This is a genomic window from Paraburkholderia sp. BR14312 (assembly GCF_040948675.1).
Lineage (GTDB): Bacteria > Pseudomonadota > Gammaproteobacteria > Burkholderiales > Burkholderiaceae > Paraburkholderia > Paraburkholderia nodosa_A.
Genome location: NZ_JBFPKI010000023.1, coordinates 26,408 through 43,055 on the forward strand (window position 1 = coordinate 26,408; position 16,648 = coordinate 43,055).

Annotated in this window: 14 protein-coding genes; 10 read left to right on the forward strand and 4 right to left on the reverse strand. The window is 66.1% G+C overall.

Annotated features, from left to right (window positions below):
* Window positions 1–83: 83 nt before the first annotated feature.
* The gene (locus AB3X98_RS39330) at window positions 84–863 is read left to right on the forward strand and encodes a hypothetical protein (protein WP_141710897.1); all 780 of its coding nucleotides are present in this window, start codon (window positions 84–86) and stop codon (window positions 861–863) included.
* Between the two features lie 7 nt (window positions 864–870).
* Here the strand turns inward: AB3X98_RS39330 and AB3X98_RS39335 are convergent, their stop codons facing one another.
* Complete coding sequence (locus AB3X98_RS39335) at window positions 871–1,575, reverse strand: isoprenylcysteine carboxylmethyltransferase family protein (protein ID WP_246089213.1); 705 nt, start codon at window positions 1,573–1,575, stop codon at window positions 871–873.
* A 46-nt stretch (window positions 1,576–1,621) separates the two neighbouring features.
* Window positions 1,622–2,488 carry an arylamine N-acetyltransferase gene (locus tag AB3X98_RS39340; protein ID WP_368606184.1) on the reverse strand — a complete coding sequence of 289 codons (867 nt, stop codon included), beginning with the start codon at window positions 2,486–2,488 and terminating at the stop codon, window positions 1,622–1,624.
* Between the two features lie 321 nt (window positions 2,489–2,809).
* On the opposite strand from AB3X98_RS39340, the gene AB3X98_RS39345 reads away from it, so the two are divergent.
* The 6 genes from AB3X98_RS39345 to AB3X98_RS39370 all read left to right on the forward strand — a co-directional run bounded on the left by AB3X98_RS39345 (window position 2,810) and on the right by AB3X98_RS39370 (window position 10,737).
* Window positions 2,810–4,324, forward strand: coding sequence for a carbohydrate porin (locus AB3X98_RS39345; RefSeq protein ID WP_069268727.1), 1,515 nt, complete (start codon window positions 2,810–2,812; stop codon window positions 4,322–4,324).
* A gap of 94 nt (window positions 4,325–4,418) precedes the next feature.
* Window positions 4,419–5,579 carry a hypothetical protein gene (locus tag AB3X98_RS39350; RefSeq protein WP_368606185.1) on the forward strand — a complete coding sequence of 387 codons (1,161 nt, stop codon included), beginning with the start codon at window positions 4,419–4,421 and terminating at the stop codon, window positions 5,577–5,579.
* Between the two features lie 2 nt (window positions 5,580–5,581).
* Window positions 5,582–6,889 carry an iron uptake transporter deferrochelatase/peroxidase subunit gene (gene efeB, locus AB3X98_RS39355; RefSeq protein WP_069268725.1) on the forward strand — a complete coding sequence of 436 codons (1,308 nt, stop codon included), beginning with the start codon at window positions 5,582–5,584 and terminating at the stop codon, window positions 6,887–6,889.
* 105 nt (window positions 6,890–6,994) lie between these two features.
* Window positions 6,995–7,951: an iron ABC transporter substrate-binding protein gene (locus AB3X98_RS39360; RefSeq protein WP_368606205.1), complete on the forward strand. Its 957-nt coding sequence runs from the start codon at window positions 6,995–6,997 to the stop codon at window positions 7,949–7,951.
* 55 nt (window positions 7,952–8,006) lie between these two features.
* Window positions 8,007–9,650 (forward strand): iron ABC transporter permease, encoded by a 1,644-nt coding sequence (locus AB3X98_RS39365; protein ID WP_342950265.1) that lies wholly within the window; start codon window positions 8,007–8,009, stop codon window positions 9,648–9,650.
* A 37-nt stretch (window positions 9,651–9,687) separates the two neighbouring features.
* The gene (locus AB3X98_RS39370; protein ID WP_368606186.1) at window positions 9,688–10,737 is read left to right on the forward strand and encodes an ABC transporter ATP-binding protein; all 1,050 of its coding nucleotides are present in this window, start codon (window positions 9,688–9,690) and stop codon (window positions 10,735–10,737) included.
* On the opposite strand, the gene AB3X98_RS39375 is transcribed toward AB3X98_RS39370, so the two are convergent.
* Window positions 10,725–11,594: a LysR family transcriptional regulator gene (locus AB3X98_RS39375; protein WP_368606187.1), complete on the reverse strand. Its 870-nt coding sequence runs from the start codon at window positions 11,592–11,594 to the stop codon at window positions 10,725–10,727. The genes AB3X98_RS39370 and AB3X98_RS39375 overlap by 13 nt on opposite strands.
* A 135-nt stretch (window positions 11,595–11,729) precedes the next feature.
* Here AB3X98_RS39375 and AB3X98_RS39380 point away from each other — a divergent pair, with 135 nt between their 5' ends.
* Window positions 11,730–12,656 carry a DMT family transporter gene (locus AB3X98_RS39380; RefSeq protein WP_368606188.1) on the forward strand — a complete coding sequence of 309 codons (927 nt, stop codon included), beginning with the start codon at window positions 11,730–11,732 and terminating at the stop codon, window positions 12,654–12,656.
* Window positions 12,657–12,677: 21 nt separating this feature from the next.
* Here AB3X98_RS39380 and AB3X98_RS39385 read toward each other — a convergent pair whose 3' ends face one another.
* On the reverse strand, window positions 12,678–13,979 hold the full coding sequence (locus AB3X98_RS39385) for an MFS transporter (RefSeq protein ID WP_368606189.1): 1,302 nt from the start codon (window positions 13,977–13,979) through the stop codon (window positions 12,678–12,680).
* 217 nt (window positions 13,980–14,196) lie between these two features.
* Here AB3X98_RS39385 and AB3X98_RS39390 point away from each other — a divergent pair, with 217 nt between their 5' ends.
* Together AB3X98_RS39390 and mdcA are read left to right on the forward strand one after the other, a co-directional pair.
* A complete protein-coding gene (locus tag AB3X98_RS39390) occupies window positions 14,197–14,988 on the forward strand; it encodes a GntR family transcriptional regulator (protein ID WP_368606190.1) in 792 nt (263 codons plus the stop codon).
* On the forward strand, window positions 14,972–16,645 hold the full coding sequence (gene mdcA / locus AB3X98_RS39395; RefSeq protein WP_069268719.1) for a malonate decarboxylase subunit alpha: 1,674 nt from the start codon (window positions 14,972–14,974) through the stop codon (window positions 16,643–16,645). Before AB3X98_RS39390 ends, mdcA begins: the two co-directional genes overlap by 17 nt.
* The last annotated feature ends 3 nt before the right edge of the window (window positions 16,646–16,648 follow it).

Here is a 16,648-nt window from a genome sequence, read left to right on the forward strand (position 1 = left end):
GCACGCGCGGATTCGCACGAGCGCCCTCGATTTCGCGGCGCCGCGTTAGACTGTAGGCTCTCTGTTACCCGTGCGAAAACCTCATGCAACAGATGACCTTCATGGAATGCGTCAAGCGCGCATGGGCGAGCGCCTGGCAGGCCGCCGTGCAAATGCCGGTTCTCCTTGCGGGAACGTTTGTGATCTACGCGGCGCTCGGCTGGTTCGGGCTTGCCGGGCGGCCCGTACCGGCGGAAGGCGCAACGCCTTCCGCCGGACTCATTGCGCTCGGCAATCTCGCCTCGCTCCTGAATTCGCTTCTCTACCTCTGGTTCACGCTCAAGATCTCGCGCTTCGTGCTGCTAGGCGAGCGCAGCGCGCCGCTCATGCCGGCCGGGGCCAGGCCGTTCCTGCGTATTTTCGCGGTCGGTCTCATTCTGGCGGTCGCGCTCGGCGCCTTCGCGCTCTTGCTGTGGGTCGTGCTGCGGCCTCAATACCAGGGCGGCGCCGCGTTCCTCTTTCTGGTGGTCATTGCGATCTGGATGTTCGTGGCGGTGCGCCTCTCGCTGCTCTTTCCGGCGCTCGCCGTCGGCAGCAAGATCGCCTTCAGCGCCGCCTGGCGCGACAGCCGCGGGCATTTTTGGAGCCTCTTTGGCGTCACCTTCGTCGCCGCGCTGCCCATTGCGGTGTGCGGCCTGATCGTGCTGATCGGTATGGGCCTCGCGGGCGTCACGCCTGAAATCGTGCGGCAGCCGGGGTGGCTCACCGCGCTCGCCATTGGCCAGAGCATCGGCAATATCGTGTTTGCGCTGCTCACCACCACGGCACTTGCCTGGCTTTATCGGCGTTACGCGCAAGCCTTGACTTCGCCCTCCACGAGCTAATCTCTCACTACCAGATGCCCGGCACGAAGCGATAACGCACACGCGCCAGATACTCGCGGTAGCCGGGCAGATTCTCCGCCAGCGTTTGCTCTTCGCGCACCGCGCGATAGCCGATCCCCACGACCATCACGGGCACGCACGCAAGCCCCCACCACGAACCGAGCATGAGCGGCGTGCCGACGAGAAAGAGCAACGCGAAGCCATACATCGGGTGACGCACATAGGCATACGGTCCGGTATCGCTGACTGTGTGCCCGCGTTCGCTCTGAATCTTCACCACGGGCGCCGCAAAGCGGTTCGCCGCGAACACGGCGCGCGTCGCATAGATATCGACGAAGATGAAGATGGCGCCGAGCACGCTGAGCCATAGCGGCACGCGCGACCAGCCCATGCGCACGGCGTCGATTCCCATCAGGCAGAGCCACGCGCAAAAGCCCACCGAAACGCACAGCATGAACACGCGGTCCCACGGCTGTTGCGTGCGCTGCGCGAACGGCGCGAGCCGCTCGACCAGGAGACCCGGATCTTCGCGCCCGAGCCACAGGCCGATCCACACGCCGCATAACGCCCACTCGATGAGCCAGAGCCACGCCGCCGTCCACGCCAGCGTGCCCGCCGAAACGAACAACAGCACGCCCATCAATCCGAACCAGACTACGACTTGCACGAACAGCTTCGCCATTAGCGCTTTCGTCATTTTCAGCTCAGTCATGATGCCCTCCTTGCGCGCGGGGACGCTGACTCGCGTTCGCTCGCGCCTACTGCGTGGCGCTGTGCGACGTCATGCGCGCATATAGCGCGTCGGCATCGATACGCTGCCCCGCGTCGCCGCCCGCGAGATCGATGCCGAAGCGTTCGCGCAGACAGTGCGCGAGTTCCGCTCCATTGGCGAGGTTACGCTCCTCGCTCACCTGGCCTTGCGCATCGCGCTCGGTAAAACGCTCGTTGAACAGGATCGCGCGGCCGCCTTCGCGCGCGATGCACGCGATCAGACTGAACGTGAAGAACGACTCGGGCGACGCCGACGTGTACCAGTTCGCCACTTCGTAATCGACCCACTCGGCAGGCGTCAATTCGAAGCGATAGAGATCGAACCACTTCTCGCCATCGTGCAATTGCAGCTTGCGCTCGTTCGCCGACAACGTCACGAGCCGCGCCGGTTCGTGCGGCGTCGGCTGTTCCGCATCGGTCGAGAACGAGAGCGGCGCGCGCAGCGTCGCGGCACCGAAGCCGCCGTCGACGAGCCAGGTATCGCCCTGCGCCTCCACGCGCAGCAGCATATGCGTGCGCGGCGTGCGCGCGCCGGGCTCACGACCGTACAGCACACGTGCGGCGAGCGGGGTGACCGTAAAACCCAGTTGCATGAGCACGTGCGCGAGCAAGGTGTTGTGCTCGAAGCAGTAGCCGCCGCGCCGCTTCGTCACGAGTTTCGCGACGATGTCCGGGAGCTTGATCGATACGTGCCGTCCCGCCAGCGGATCGAGATTCTCGAAAGGAATGGCAAGCGGGTGCAGACGCTGCAGTTCGCGCAGCACGGCGAGTGTCGCGGTGCGTGGACCGTCGTAGCCGATGCGGGCGAAGTACGCGTCGAGATCGAGTTCGTAGCCTGGGGAAATGTCGGTCATGGAGCCAGCTTGTCTTGAAGTTTGTGCGGCAAAACATGCGTACACACACGCGATGATAAGCGACTTCATTCGCCTGACTGATTCATCAAACGCTAACGATCTGTAATCTGTAAATACACAAATGAAAGCACTTCGCAAGAAATCCTGTGATCCTGCGTAAAGCAGGCGTAAGACAGTTGCGAATCATTCTCGTTTTTGTTGACGCTCGCATTTACTGTTAGTACGATGGCGCCGTCTGGAGATGTCGGGGATTCAGCGGCTTGCGAATAACAAACGCCAACGCCATCAATCAAGCAAACATTTCAATAAGTAAGGAATACGATGGAATTGACCCGAACCGTCCGCGTGCCTGCGCTCGCCTGCTCGCGCAGCGCAGCGCCGGGCCGCCCGGCGCGTCGGCGCGCACCGGCGTGGCGCGCCATTGCCGTGCTTGCCGCGAGCGTGACTTTCGCGAGCGGAGCCGCACGCGCCCAGAGCAACGCGAACCCCGACGCCGCGCCAGAAGCGCCGGAAGCCGACCTAGCCATTCAGGCGCAGCCGTCGAACTTCTGGACGGGCTTCTGGACGCGCCAGAACATGCTCGGCGACATGGGCGGCCTGCGGCCGTGGCTCGGCAAATACGGTGTGACGTTCCAGCTCACGGAGACGAGCGAGTACCTCGCGAACCTGCGCGGCGGCCTCAAGACCGGCGGCGCGTACGACGGCCTCACAACGGCAACGGTTCAGGTCGACACGAGCAAGGCGCTCGGCATTCCGGGCGGCCTCTTCAACGTGAGCGCCCTGCAGATCCATGGCACCAACCTGAGCACATCGAATCTCGGCACGCTGAACACGGCGAGCGGCATCGAAGCGACGCCGACCACGCGCCTGTGGGAGCTGTGGTACCAGCAATCGTTCTTCAACAAGCGCCTCGACGTGAAGATCGGTCAGCAGAGTCTCGACCAGGAATTCATCGTGAGCCAGTACGGGGCGCTCTTCATCAACACGATGTTCGGCTGGCCGGCGCTGCCTTCGTACGACATGCCCTCGGGCGGTCCCGCCTATCCGCTCGCCGGTCTCGGCGTGCGCGTGCGCGGGCAGATCACACCTTCGTTGACGGCACTCGCAGGCGTGTTCTCAGGCGACCCGCTCGGCAACGATCCGAACAACCTTAGTGGTACGAACTTCAATCTGCGCAACGGCACGTTGTGGATCGGCGAGCTGCAGTACGCCATCAACCAGCCGTCCGAAGGCGAGCTGGTCAGTGCGGACAATCACGGCCTGCCCGGCACCTACAAGGTTGGCTTCTGGTACAACACCAACTCGTTTGCCGACCAGCGTTTCGACAACACGGGCCTTTCGCTCGCGAATCCGGCTTCGACCGGCATCCCGGCGCAGCACCAGGGCAACTACAGCTTCTATGCGGTGGCCGACCAGATGATCTGGCGTCCCGATCCGGACGAGCCGCGCAGCATCGGCGTATTCGCGCGCGTGATGGGCGCGCCCGGCGACCGCAATCTCGTGAGCCTCGCGGCCAACCTCGGCATCGTCATGAAGGCGCCGTTCAAGGGACGCGATAACGACAGCGTGGGCCTTGCCGCCACCTACATCAAGGTCGGCAACAACGTGCACAACCTCGACCTCGACCAGCAGATGTTTACTGGCGGTCCGTACGGCGTGCGCACGCAGGAAACCGCGCTCGAAGCCACCTATCAGTATCAGGTCACGCCGTGGTGGATTCTCCAGGCTGACGCGCAATACACGTTCAACGCAGGCGCCGGCCAGAATCCGCAGGATCCGACCGCGCCGCTGCGCAATACGTTCGTGATCGGCGTGCGGACCAACATCACGTTCTAAGCCCACGCAAGCGCAACCGACCCATGTTCAACCCCAAGTCCTCGCGTTTTCCCGCCGGCGTGCGCGCCGGCCGCGCGAGGCACGGAGATTCAGTATGAAACACGCTACGCGCACGCTCCTGCAATGCACGGCCCACGCGGTCCGCTCCGCGCTCGCGCTTGCCGCCGCGGCGGCGCTCGCCGGCGCGCCGCTCGCCGCTCACGCCGACCCGCAGGGCCTGCTCGAGACCGTCAAGCATCACACCACGCTCATCAACACCGTGCCCGACAACGGCGACCAGAACCCGTATGCGATCTTCGTCGCGCCGGTTTCCTCCGGCGCGGTGAAAGAAGGCGACGTGCTGGTCGACAACTTCAACAACGCGGCCAACCTGCAGGGCACCGGCAGCACGATCATCGACTATCGCCCCGACACGAAGCAGATGTCGCTGTTCGCGACGATTCCGCGCGATCTCAAGGAGTGCCCGGGCGGCGTCGGCCTTTCGACCGCGATGACGATGCTCAAGTCGGGCTGGGTCATCGTGGGTAGCACGCCGAGCAACGACGGCACGACCGGCACCAAGGGCGCGGGCTGCATGATCGTGCTCGACAGCAGCGGCAAGATTGCCAAGGTCATCAGCAGTCCCAACATCAATGACCCGTGGGGCAACATGGCCGTGGTCGACAACGGCGACCACGCCACGCTGTTCGTGAGCAACGCGGGCTTCGGCGTGGGCGGCGCGGACCGCAATCCGCCCGTGTTCAAGCAGGCCACGGTGCTGCGCCTCGACCTCGACATCCCGAGCGGCCAGGCGCCGGTCCTGAAGAGCGAAACCGTGGTCGCGAGCGGCTTCGGCGCGCAGGCGGACAAGGGCGTGTTCCTCGTTGGCCCGACCGGCCTCGCGCTTTCGGCGGACAACAAGCTGCTCTACGTGTCCGACGCAATCGGCAACCGTATCAACGTAATCGAAGACCCGCTCACGCGCGACACGAGCGCGGGCGTGGGCCGCCAACTGACCGCCGATGGCCTGCTGCACCGTCCGCTCGCCATGATCACCACGCCGCAGGGCCACCTGCTCGTCACGAATGCCTTGAACGGCCAGGTCGTCGAGATCGACCCGGCCGCGGCAAAGCAGCTGTACGCGCGCTGGATCGATACGGACAAGGCGCAAACGCCTCCGGGCAACGGCGATCTTTTCGGCATCGCGCTGACCCCGGCAGGCGACGGCTTCTACTACGTGGAAGACGACGTGAACACTCTCGTGCTGGCTAAATAATCATGTCCTCCGACGATACCCCTAACCAACCATCGCGCCCCGCGCGTCGCGGCTTCCTGAAAGCCGGCGCCGCGCTCGGCGCGAGCCTCGGCGCAGGCGCGGCCACGAGCGGCCTCGCCCAGGCCGCCGAGGCAAAGCATCACGCGATGGCCGCCGACCCGATGCTCGCCGTCGAGCCGTTCTACGGCGAGCACCAGGGCGGCATCGTGACGCCGCAGCAGGCGCACACGTATGTCGCGGCCTTCGACCTCACGACGACCTCGCGCGACGACGTCATCAACCTGCTGCGCAAGTGGACCGAGTCTGCGGCGCGCATGAGCCAGGCGCAGCCCGCTGCCGCGCTCGACTACACCGGCGACGACCACCCCGCGGCCGACTCCGGCGACGTGCTAGGTCTCGGCCCGGCGGGCCTCACGGTCACCTTCGGCTTCGGCCCCGGCATCTTCACGTCGCAGGACAAGGATCGCTACGGTCTCGCGCGCAAGCGCCCCGCCGCGCTCGTCGACCTGCCGCGCTTCAACGGCGACCAGCTGATCGCGCAAAAAACCGGCGGCGATCTCTTCGTGCAGGCGTGCGCCAACGATGCGCAAGTCGCTTTCCACGCGGTGCGCCAGCTAGCGCGCCAAGGCTATGGAATCCTGACGATGCGCTGGGGCCAGGCGGGCTTTCTCTCGGGCCCGCGCGCGCAAACGCCGCGCAACCTCATGGGCTTCAAGGACGGCACGAACAACCCGCCGACCACGGACCCGAAGGCGATGAACCAGTTCGTCTGGGCCACCGCCGCCGACGCGTCCTGGATGCAGGGCGGCACCTATACCGTGGTGCGCCGCATCCGCATCACGCTGGAGCACTGGGACCAGATGGAACTGGGCTTCCAGGAGCAGGTGTTCGGCCGCCACAAATACAGCGGCGCGCCTCTCGGCCAGATGAAGGAGTTCGACAACGTCGATCTCGAGGCGCAAGACAAGGACGGCAATCCGCAGATTCCCGAGAACTCGCACGTGCGTCTCTCGAACCGCGCGTCGAACAACGGCGCGCAGATCCTGCGCCGCTCGTACTCGTACAACGACAGCACGGACTTCTACATCGAGCGCTGGCCGCCGTGGCGCCAGGAAACCGAATATGACGCGGGCCTCATCTTCATTGCCCACCAGGGCGACCCGCGTACGGGCTTCATTCCGATCAACGAAAAGCTCGCGAAGTTCGACATGATGAACCAGTTCACGACGCACGTGGGCAGCGCGATCTTCGCGTGCCCGCCCGGCGCGAAGGCGGGCTCGTTCATCGGCGCGGAGCTGTTCAGCGCCTGAGATCGCTTTAGATCAATCGATAACAACGGACAACGAAGCAATATGAAATTTTCCATGATGCGCGCGCCGCTGCGCGCCGCCACCCTCTCGCTCGCGCTTGCCGGCATGCTGCCGCTCGCCGCGCACGCGGCCTCGATCACGCTCTACAACGCACAGCACGAGCAGGTCGTGAACCAGCTTGCGAAAGACTTCCAGCAGCAGACCGGCATCGACGTGAAGATCCGCAGCGGCGAAGGCCCGGCGCTCGCGGCCCAGCTCGTCGCCGAAGGCGAGAAGACGCCCGCTGACGTCTACTTCACGGAAAACTCGCCTGAACTGATGCTGCTGGAAGAAAAGGGTCTGCTCGCCCCCGTGCAGAAAGCGACGCTGGCGGTCGTGCCCGAACGCTTCAACTCGCCGCAAGGGCAATGGGTGGGCGTGACCGCGCGCGAGAACGTGCTCGCGTACAACACGGCCAAGGTGCAGCCCGCGCAATTGCCGAAGTCGATTTTCGATCTCGCCAAACCCGAATGGAAGGGCAAGGTCGGCATCGCGCCGAGCGACGCCGACTTCCTGCCGCTCGTCGACGCCGTGCTCGCCGTGAAGGGCGAGGCCGCCACGCTCGAATGGCTCAAGGGTCTCAAGACCAACTCGCAGATCTTCGACGACGACGAAGGCGTGGTCGCTGCCGTGAATCGCGGCGCGGTCGCCACCGGCATCATCAACAACTACTACTGGGACCGCCTGCACGCGCAGATCGGCGACAAGAAGACGCAAAGCGCCGTCGCGCACTTCGCCGATGGCGACGTGGGCGCGCTCGTCAATGTTTCGGGTGCCGCGGTGATGAAGTCCGCGCACAATGTGGACGGTGCGCAAAAGTTCCTCGCCTACCTCGTGAGCGAGCGCGCGCAGAAGCTGATGGCGCAGGACCACATCAGCTACGAGTACCCGCTGCGTCCCGGCGTGGCGAGCGACCCCATCAACAAGCCGTTCGAGCAGCTGAAGCCGCCCGCGCTGACCATCCAGCAGCTCGGCGACGACAGCCAGGCGGGCAAGCTGCTGCGCCAGGCTGGCCTGCTGTAATCGGCATGGAGTACGAAGCAATATCGTGAGCGAAGCAGTGACGACGGCACAAGCCGTGCCAAAGTCTCATCAAGTCGATGTCGCGGGGGTCCCGCCCCTGCGCGCGCGGCGGCGTGCGCCGCGCGCGCTCTTCGCCGCCGCCGCGCTCGGCCCGCTGCTGGTGCTGCTGCCGCTCGCGCTGACGTTCTGGCGCGCGCTGTCCTTTGGTCTGGCCGACGCCGCCGAACTGATCTTCCGGCCGCTGGTTGGCGAGTTGCTCGTCAACACGCTCTCGATTACCGTTTCGGCCACGCTCGCCTGTGCTGTGCTTGGCACCGCGGTGGCGTGGCTCGTCGAGCGTACTGACGTGCCGGGGCGGCGCGCCTGGGCGCTCCTCGCCGCCGCGCCGCTCGCCATGCCCGCGTTCGTCACCAGCTACGCGTGGGTCTCGCTGAGCCTCGATTTGCAGGACTTCCTGGGCGCGTTCATCGTCATCACGACGGCCTACTTCCCGCTCGTCTATTTGCCCGTGGCCGCCGCGCTGCGCGGCCTCGATCCCGCACTCGAAGAATCGGCGCGCGCGCTCGGCTGCAACCGCTGGGCTGTTTTCGTGCGCGTCGTGCTGCCGCAACTGCGTCCCGCGCTGTTCGGCTCGATGCTGCTCGTCGCGCTTGGCGTGCTCTCCGAATTCGGCGCATTCACGCTGCTGCGCTTTCGCACGTTCACCACCGAAATCTACGCGGAATACCGCACGAGCTTCGATGGCGGCGGCGCCTCGCTGCTGGCCTGCGTGCTGATCCTGCTCTGCCTCGTGTGCCTCGTGCTCGAGTTCCGCGTGCGCGGACGCGCGCGCTACGAGCGCGTGGATCGCGGCGCGCGCCGCGTGAGCGTGCGCCATGCGCTCGGCCGCTGGCGCTGGCCTATGGCGGCGGGTTTCGTCGCGCTCAATGTGGCGACGCTAGGCGTGCCGCTCGCGATGATCGGCTACTGGCTCACGCAGCCCGGCGCCGCCGCGATCACGCCCGCCGATGTCTCGCCTGAGTTGCTGGTTTCGACCACATTCGCCTCGCTGCGCCTCGGACTCACGGCCGCGTTTTTCACCACGCTGCTCGCGCTGCCGCTCGCGTATTTGCTCGCGCGCCATCCCGGCCGCGCCGCCACGTTTCTCGAACGCACGGCCTTCATCGCGCAGGGCGTGCCCGGTCTCGTCATTGCGCTTGCCATCGTTTCCCTCGCGGTGCGCGCGCTCGAACCGCTCTACCAGGGCACCACGCTGCTGATTACGGCGTACGCGATCCTCTGTCTGCCGCTGGCTCTCGTTAGTGTGCGCGCGGCGCTCCTGCAAGCACAGCAGCGCCTCGAAGATACGGCGCGCGCGCTCGGCCTGGGATGGTTCGCAACGTTGCGCCGCGTCGTGCTGCCGCTCGCGGGTCCCGGCCTCGGCGCGGCGGCCTCGATGGTATTCATCTCGGTGGTCACCGAACTGAACGCCACGCTGCTGCTCGCGCCCATCGGCACGCACACGCTCGCCACGCAGGTCTGGACCGACACCTCGACGCTCGCCTTCGCGGCCGCCGCGCCCTATGCCGCGCTCCTCACCGCACTTTCGCTCGCCGCTTCGGGTCTGCTGTTCGCGTTTGCGGGCCGCTCCGCGCTCGCGGGCCATGCAACGGTCAATATGCCGGTCGATACGATCAACGCGCCGCCCGACGACGCCTGAGCCTCAGTTAGCCCGAAAGTTAGCCCCAAGTTAGCCCATGAGCACACTTCGCATTTCCGGCCTGAAAAAGGCCTTCGACGGCCATCCGGTCCTGCACGGCATCGATCTTTCCGTGCGCTCGGGTTCGCTCGTCGCGCTACTCGGGCCGTCGGGCAGCGGCAAGACCACGCTGCTGCGCGTGCTGTGCGGCTTCGAACGCGCCGACGCCGGCACGATCGAGATCGACGGCCGCCGCGTCGCCGCAGACCGGCTGCATCTGCCGACCGAGCAACGCCATATCGGCTACGTGCCGCAAGAGGGTGCGCTCTTTCCGCACCTCACGGTTGCCGAGAACATCGTGTTCGGCCTGCCGCGTGCGCAGCGGCGCACGCAGCATCGCGTGGCCGAATTGCTCGAACTCGTCGGTCTTCCGGAATCCTATGCTTTGCGCGCGCCGCAACAGCTCTCGGGTGGCCAGCAGCAGCGCGTGGCGCTCGCTCGCGCGCTCGCGCCCTCGCCCGGCCTCGTGATGCTTGACGAACCATTCTCGTCGCTCGATGCCGCGCTGCGCGTCGAAACGCGCGAAGCCGTGGCGCGCGCGCTCGCCGCTGCCGGCGCGACCGCCGTGCTCGTCACGCACGACCAGGCCGAGGCGCTCTCGCTCGGCCACGAGGTCGCCGTGCTGTGGCGCGGCAAGCTGCTGCAGAGCGGGCCGCCGCAAACGCTATACCGCCGCCCGGCCACGCGCGAACTCGCGGCCTTCATCGGCGAGGCGGTGCTACTACGGGGAACGGTGGCCAACGGGCGGGCGCATTGCGTGCTCGGCGCGCTGCCGATCCAGCCAAACCAGCATGCGGCAGAAGGCGCCGTGGATGTGATGCTGCGCCCCGAGCAGATCGACGTGCTCCCCGAAACCGACCAGCGCGACGGCGCGCTCGAAGCGGTGGTGCAGGCCATCACCTTCCAGGGCCAGGACGCCGCGCTCACGCTGCAATTGATCGATGCGCACGCAACGGTCCGAGCGCGGGTGCCCGGCTATCGCACGCCGCGCGAAGGCGAGCGCGTGCGGCTCGCGGTGGGCGGCGAAGTGAGCGTCTATCCGCGCTGACGCGGCACCGAAAGGTCCTGCACCATCTGCTGCGCGAGGTAGTCGCAAGTCGGCCGGTTCGATTTGACGCTGCGCGCCACCACGATTTCCAGTGGCTCGATCTTCGGCAGACCCTGCGCCTCGCCGAGGATCGCGAAGCGCGCCGGCATGCTGCAGCGCGTGAGCGCGACGATCGCAATGCCCGCCTCCACCGTCGCCGTCAAACCCATCAAGCTCGCACTGCTATATGCAGCGCGGTAGCGGATGTGCGCGCCGTCGAGCGCCGCCACGGTATGCGCGCGCGCCACGCTGCCGTGCTCGTAGAGCCCCACCGGCAACGGCGACATGGCAAGCGGCGCGGGATCGGTGGCGGACCCCACCCAGACCATCTCCTCGGCGCGCACGAACTCGCCGCGCATCTTGCGGTCACGCGTGACGAACGCGATGTCGATCTTGTTGTCCGCCAGCATCGGCCCGAGCGCGACGCTCTGCGCACAGACGATCTCGATCTCCACATGCGGATAAAGCGTCGAGAAGCGCCGCAACACCGGTGACAGCAGCGACGCCATATAGTCGTCAGGCGCGCCGAGCACCACGCGCCCCGTCACCTCGGGCCGCACCAGCGCCGCCCACGCCTCCTCCTGCAGATCGAGCGCGCGCCGCGCATATTCGAGCAGCGTGTTGCCCGGGCGCGTGAGCGCGAGATTGCGCGTATCGCGCGTAAATAGCGTGGTGCCCAGCATCTGCTCGAGCCGCTTGACCTGCATGCTCACCGCCGCCTGCGATCGATGCACGGCCACGGCACCCTTCGTGAAGCTGCCCGCGTCCGCGACGGCGGCGAAGGTGCGCAGCAAATCGATGTCGAATTCGGGGTTCATACGCTGGGTGGCCGGGTAGCGGCCTATTCATAAGCTGCGTTGATGGAATTCTTCAATTTAATTCGTTTGCCCGCGCCCCGCAACCGGCGAATACTTAACCTGTCTCCAACCCCTTTCGATCCCCCCGCTCCGGCCATGCAATCCGAACATCACGGCAACCGTCAGCAAGGCGTCTTCATGCTCGCGGGCGGCGGCCTCCTGATGGGCACGATCGGCGTGTTCGTCGAGGAGGCGCGTCTCGGCGCCCTCACGCTCGTGTTCTTCCGCTGCTTTTTCGGCATGCTCGCGCTCGCCGGGTACTGCGCGTACAAGGGCTGGCTCTCGCCGCGGCAGTTCACGCGCCGCACGCTCACGCTCGCGGTGATTTCAGGCGTGCTGATGGTCACGCAGTGGGTGGCTTTCTTCGACGCGATCCATCGCACGAGCATTGCCGTTTCGACGGTCGTGTTCCATGTGCAGCCGTTCTGGGTCGTGCTGATGGGCGCGGCGATCTTTCATGAGCGGCTCGGCGCCGACCGGCTGGGCTGGATCGGCATCGCGTTCGTGGGGCTCGTGCTCGCTTCCGGCGTGCTCGCCGAAGCCCATGTGGCCGATCGCACGAGCTACATGATCGGCATTGGCGAGTCGCTGGGCGGTTCAGTGCTCTATGCGAGCGTCACACTGATCGCCAAGAGCCTGCGCAACTTTCGCCCGCATCTGCTCACGCTGACGCAATGCGTGGTGGGCTCCGTGTGCCTGCCGCTCATCGCGCCATTTTTTGCGCCGCTCGAACTCGTGCATATCTCGGCCACGCAATGGAGCTGGCTCGTGGGCATGGGGGTGCTGCACACGGGGCTTTCGTACGTGCTGATCTACGGCGCGCTGCCGATGTTGACCACGCCCGTGATCGCCGTGCTGCTGTTCGTATATCCGCTCACTGCGATCGCCGTCGATGCGATCGTCTACGGTCGCGCGCTGAGTGTGCCCCAGCTTGCGGGCATGGCGCTGATCGTGGCGGCGAGCCTCGGGGTCAATCTCGGCTGGCGCCTGTTGCCGCCGAGGCTCGTGAAGGCGCGGCGATAACCAACGCGCCGCATATCGGGCTCAGGAAGGCAGCGTTTGACCCTTCGTTTCCGGCGCGAACGGAATGATCAGAAGCCCGAGAACGAAGGCCAGCGCCGTGAGCGCCACCGGCACGCCGAGCGTATGCATACGCAGCACGGCCGCGCCAAGCAGGAAGTTCACGCCCGCGCCCACGAAGCGGCCAAACGACGTGCAGAACGCGAACGCCGTTGCGCGCACACGCGTTTCGAACTGTTCGGGCAGCCACAGGCTGAACAGCGCGAAGTTGCCGCCGAAGAAGCCCAGCACGAAGAGAAGCGCGATGAACGGCACGAGCCCGTTCTGCAGGTAGAACGCCCAGCCGAAGCTCGCCGCGATCGTCACGGCCATGCCAGCGAAATAGACGGCGAGCGTCCATCTGCGGCCGATGCGCTCGGCCATGGGCGGCAGTGCGAGACAACCCAGAATCGTGCCGATCGACAGGATGCCCGTGGCGATAGAAGCCGTGCGGATCGCCTCGGCCTTGTTCGCGCCCGCCTTCGTCGCCAGCTGGATCACGGCGGACGGCTCATAAACCGCGCCTGCCCACAACCCGATGATCGCGATGGTCAGCAGCGCGCACGCCACCACGGTGCGCAGGCGGTAGACATCGCCGAAGATTTCACGCAGCGGGTGGCCGCGGTGCACATGGCTCGCCTCCGACTTCTGCCACTTGGCCGGCTCCTCCACGCGCGTGAGCACGAGAATGGCCACCACCACCGGCACCGCACCCGTGAGGAACATGGCGCGCCAGCCGAAGTGCACGCCGACCGTGTAATTGAGCGCGGCCGCAATGAAGAAGCCCGCGTAGTACCCCGTCTGCAGATAGCCCGCGCCCATCTTGCGACGGTCTTCGGGCCACGATTCGGCCACGTAAGTGCCCGCGAGCGCCCACTCTCCGCCGATGCCCACGCCCGCGAGAAAGCGATAGATGCCGAGCGACCAGACGCTCTGCGCGGTAGCCGCAAGTCCCGTGAAGATCGCAAACATGAAGATAGTGCCGGCCAGCACGCGCGTGCGCCCGAAGCGGTCCGCAAGCGGCCCCCAGATGAAGGACAGCCCCCAACCCACGAGGAAGAGCGCGAACAGGATCGAGCCGGCAAGCCCGATGTTCGCCGCACTCGCCTCATAGCCCGAGCGCGGCAGCAGCTCCGTGAGCGCGGGCGTGAGCACGAGTGCGTAGATGAACGAGTCCATCCCGTCGAGCGTCCAGCCTGCCCAGGCGCCCCAGAAACCGGCGATCTGCGACCGGTTGAGCGGTGTCTTGGTGCGAGTTCGCCGTGCGGACTCGGTGATCGAATTCATGATGCTCCTCTCTCCATTGATGCCTCGCCAGCCCACGCAGCAAGATGCGCACGCACGCCGCGAAACGCGGAAATGCAGGCCGCGGCAGTGCCGGCCCTCTTCAGGAACTCCCTGTAAGCCCCCGTTCTTCTTACCCGTCTATAGTGAATCTGGTGTTTCGGCGTTGCGGGTTTTCGAGGCTTTCGCCTTGGTCGTTTTATATATAATATTTGATCTCATGAGCGACGCAACGAATGGTTTTCCCCTGGAAGGCGCGGCAGCGCCTCGCACCAGCACCTCGCGCATGATCGCCGACGCCCTGCGCAGCGCGATCGTCGAGGGCAAGCTCGCGCCCAATGCGCCGCTGCGCCAGGACGCGATCGCGCGGCATTTCTCGGTCAGCGCGATCCCCGTGCGCGAGGCGCTGCGCCAGCTCGCGAGCGAAGGCTGGGCGAAGATCGAGGTAAACAAGGGCGCGAGCGTGGCCTCGCTCTCCGCCGACGAAGCGCGCGAGATCTACGAGATCCGCTCCGCGCTCGAAAGCCTCGCGCTCGGCCTCGCCATTCCGAATCACACGAGCGCCACGCTGCGCGAAGTGACCGCGCTGGCCGCCGCCGCGAAACGCGAACGCGATCCGTCGCTCTATGTCGCGCGCAACGAGGCCTTCCACATGAACCTCTACGCGCCCGCCGGCCGCCCGCAGCTCATGGAGATGCTCACCGCCCTGCATCGCCGCGGCGAACGCTATCTGCGCCTGAAATTCGGCTTTCCCGAATACAAGGGCGAATCCGATAGTGAGCATGCCGAAATTCTCGCCGCCGTGAAGCGCGGCGACGTGCCCACCGCGCAAAAGCTCGTGGCCGAGCATCTGCTCGGCACGGGCGAACTCATCTACCGTTTCCTGACCGAGCGCGCCGCGCTGCCTGCAGTGGCAACTTCAGTGCCACCTTCGGTGCAAACTGCCGCCGCAAAACCGCGCGCCGCCTCTTCCCGCTCACGGAGCCGAACTGCCGATGAAGCCTCAAGCTGATACGCCAACCTCGCCTGACCTCGCGCCGCGTTCGTGGACCACGCGCCGCGACGACAAGGCCCGCCGCCTCGCCGCCGTGTCGGGCTGGCTCGAAGACGGCGTCCTGCCCGCCTCGCGCATGACCGATGCGCTCGAACTGCTGATCCGCCCGGGCGACCGCGTCGCGCTCGAAGGCGACAACCAGAAACAGGCCGACTTCCTCTCGCGCTCGCTGGCCAAGGCCGATCCGGCCAAAGTCAACAACGTTCACCTGCTCATTTCGAGCATCAGCCGTCCCGAGCATCTGACGCTGTTCGAGCGCGGCATCGCGCACCGCGTGGACTTCGCGTTCGCGGGGCCGCAGAGCCTGCGCGTCGCGCAACTGCTCGAAGACGGCCAGCTCGAAGTGGGCGCGATCCATACCTATGTCGAGCTGTACGCGCGCATGTTCGTCGACCTGATTCCCCAGGTCGCGCTGCTGTGCGCGGAGAAAGCCGACCGCCACGGCAATCTCTACACCGGCCCGAACACCGAAGACACGCCGACCATCGCCGAGGCCGCCGCGTTCAGCCAGGGCATCGTGATCGTTCAGGTCAACGAAATTGTCGATGAACTGCCGCGCGTGGACATTCCCGGCTCGTGGGTCGACGTGGTCGTGCAGGCCGACCGCCCGTTCGCGGTCGAGCCGCTCTTTACGCGCGATCCGCGCCACATCGGCGACTTGCAGGTGCTCACCGCGATGATGGTCATCAAGGGCATTTACGCGCCCTATGGCATCGCCGCGCTCAATCACGGTATCGGCTTCGACACCGCCGCGATCGAATTGCTGCTCCCCACGTACGGCGAATCGCTGGGCCTCAGGGGCAAGATCTGCCGCAACTGGACGCTCAATCCGCACCCCACGCTGATTCCCGCCATCGAATCGGGCTGGGTGGAGAGTGTGCATTGCTTCGGCAGCGAAGTGGGCATGGAAGCCTATATCGCCGCGCGGCCCGATGTGTTCTTCACGGGCAGCGACGGCAGCCTGCGTTCGAACCGCGTGCTGTGCCAGCTCGCGGGGCAATACGCAGTGGATCTCTTCATCGGCTCGACGCTGCAGATCGACGCGGACGCGAATTCGTCCACCGTCACGCGCGGCCGGCTCGCGGGCTTTGGCGGCGCGCCGAACATGGGCCACGATCCGCGTGGTCGGCGCCATGCGAGCGAAGCATGGCTCAAGCTGCTCAAGGACAACGGCCCGGTTTCGCGCGGCCACAAGCTCGTTGTGCAACTGGCGGAAACGTGGAAGAAAGGCGGCGAGCCGACCTTCGTCGACGAACTCGACGCCATCGCCGTGGGCCAGAAGAGCGGCATGCCTGTCGCGCCCGTGATGATCTATGGCGACGACGTGAGCCATGTCGTGACCGAAGAAGGCATTGCGCACCTGCATCGCGCAGAGGGCATCGACGAGCGCCGCGCCGCGCTCGCGGCCGTGGCGGGCGTGACGCCGATCGGCCTGCGCGCCCAGCAGCAGAAAACCGACGAACTGCGCCGCCGCGGCATCGTGCAGTTCCCCGAGGATCTCGGCATTTTGCGCGGCGAAGCCAAGCGCTCGCTGCTCGCGGCACGCAGCATCGACGATCTGGTGACGTGGTCGGGCGGGCTCTATACGCCGCCGGCCCGATTCCGTAGCTGGTAAGCG

Coding starts and splice junctions, on each gene's coding strand:
- AB3X98_RS39330 (WP_141710897.1), top strand. CDS start 84: ATGCAACAGATGACCTTCATGGAATGCGTCAAGCGCGCATGGGCGAGC.
- AB3X98_RS39335 (WP_246089213.1), bottom strand. CDS start 1,575: ATGACTGAGCTGAAAATGACGAAAGCGCTAATGGCGAAGCTGTTCGTG.
- AB3X98_RS39340 (WP_368606184.1), bottom strand. CDS start 2,488: ATGACCGACATTTCCCCAGGCTACGAACTCGATCTCGACGCGTACTTC.
- AB3X98_RS39345 (WP_069268727.1), top strand. CDS start 2,810: ATGGAATTGACCCGAACCGTCCGCGTGCCTGCGCTCGCCTGCTCGCGC.
- AB3X98_RS39350 (WP_368606185.1), top strand. CDS start 4,419: ATGAAACACGCTACGCGCACGCTCCTGCAATGCACGGCCCACGCGGTC.
- efeB (WP_069268725.1), top strand. CDS start 5,582: ATGTCCTCCGACGATACCCCTAACCAACCATCGCGCCCCGCGCGTCGC.
- AB3X98_RS39360 (WP_368606205.1), top strand. CDS start 6,995: ATGCTGCCGCTCGCCGCGCACGCGGCCTCGATCACGCTCTACAACGCA.
- AB3X98_RS39370 (WP_368606186.1), top strand. CDS start 9,688: ATGAGCACACTTCGCATTTCCGGCCTGAAAAAGGCCTTCGACGGCCAT.
- AB3X98_RS39375 (WP_368606187.1), bottom strand. CDS start 11,594: ATGAACCCCGAATTCGACATCGATTTGCTGCGCACCTTCGCCGCCGTC.
- AB3X98_RS39380 (WP_368606188.1), top strand. CDS start 11,730: ATGCAATCCGAACATCACGGCAACCGTCAGCAAGGCGTCTTCATGCTC.
- AB3X98_RS39385 (WP_368606189.1), bottom strand. CDS start 13,979: ATGAATTCGATCACCGAGTCCGCACGGCGAACTCGCACCAAGACACCG.
- AB3X98_RS39390 (WP_368606190.1), top strand. CDS start 14,197: ATGAGCGACGCAACGAATGGTTTTCCCCTGGAAGGCGCGGCAGCGCCT.
- mdcA (WP_069268719.1), top strand. CDS start 14,972: ATGAAGCCTCAAGCTGATACGCCAACCTCGCCTGACCTCGCGCCGCGT.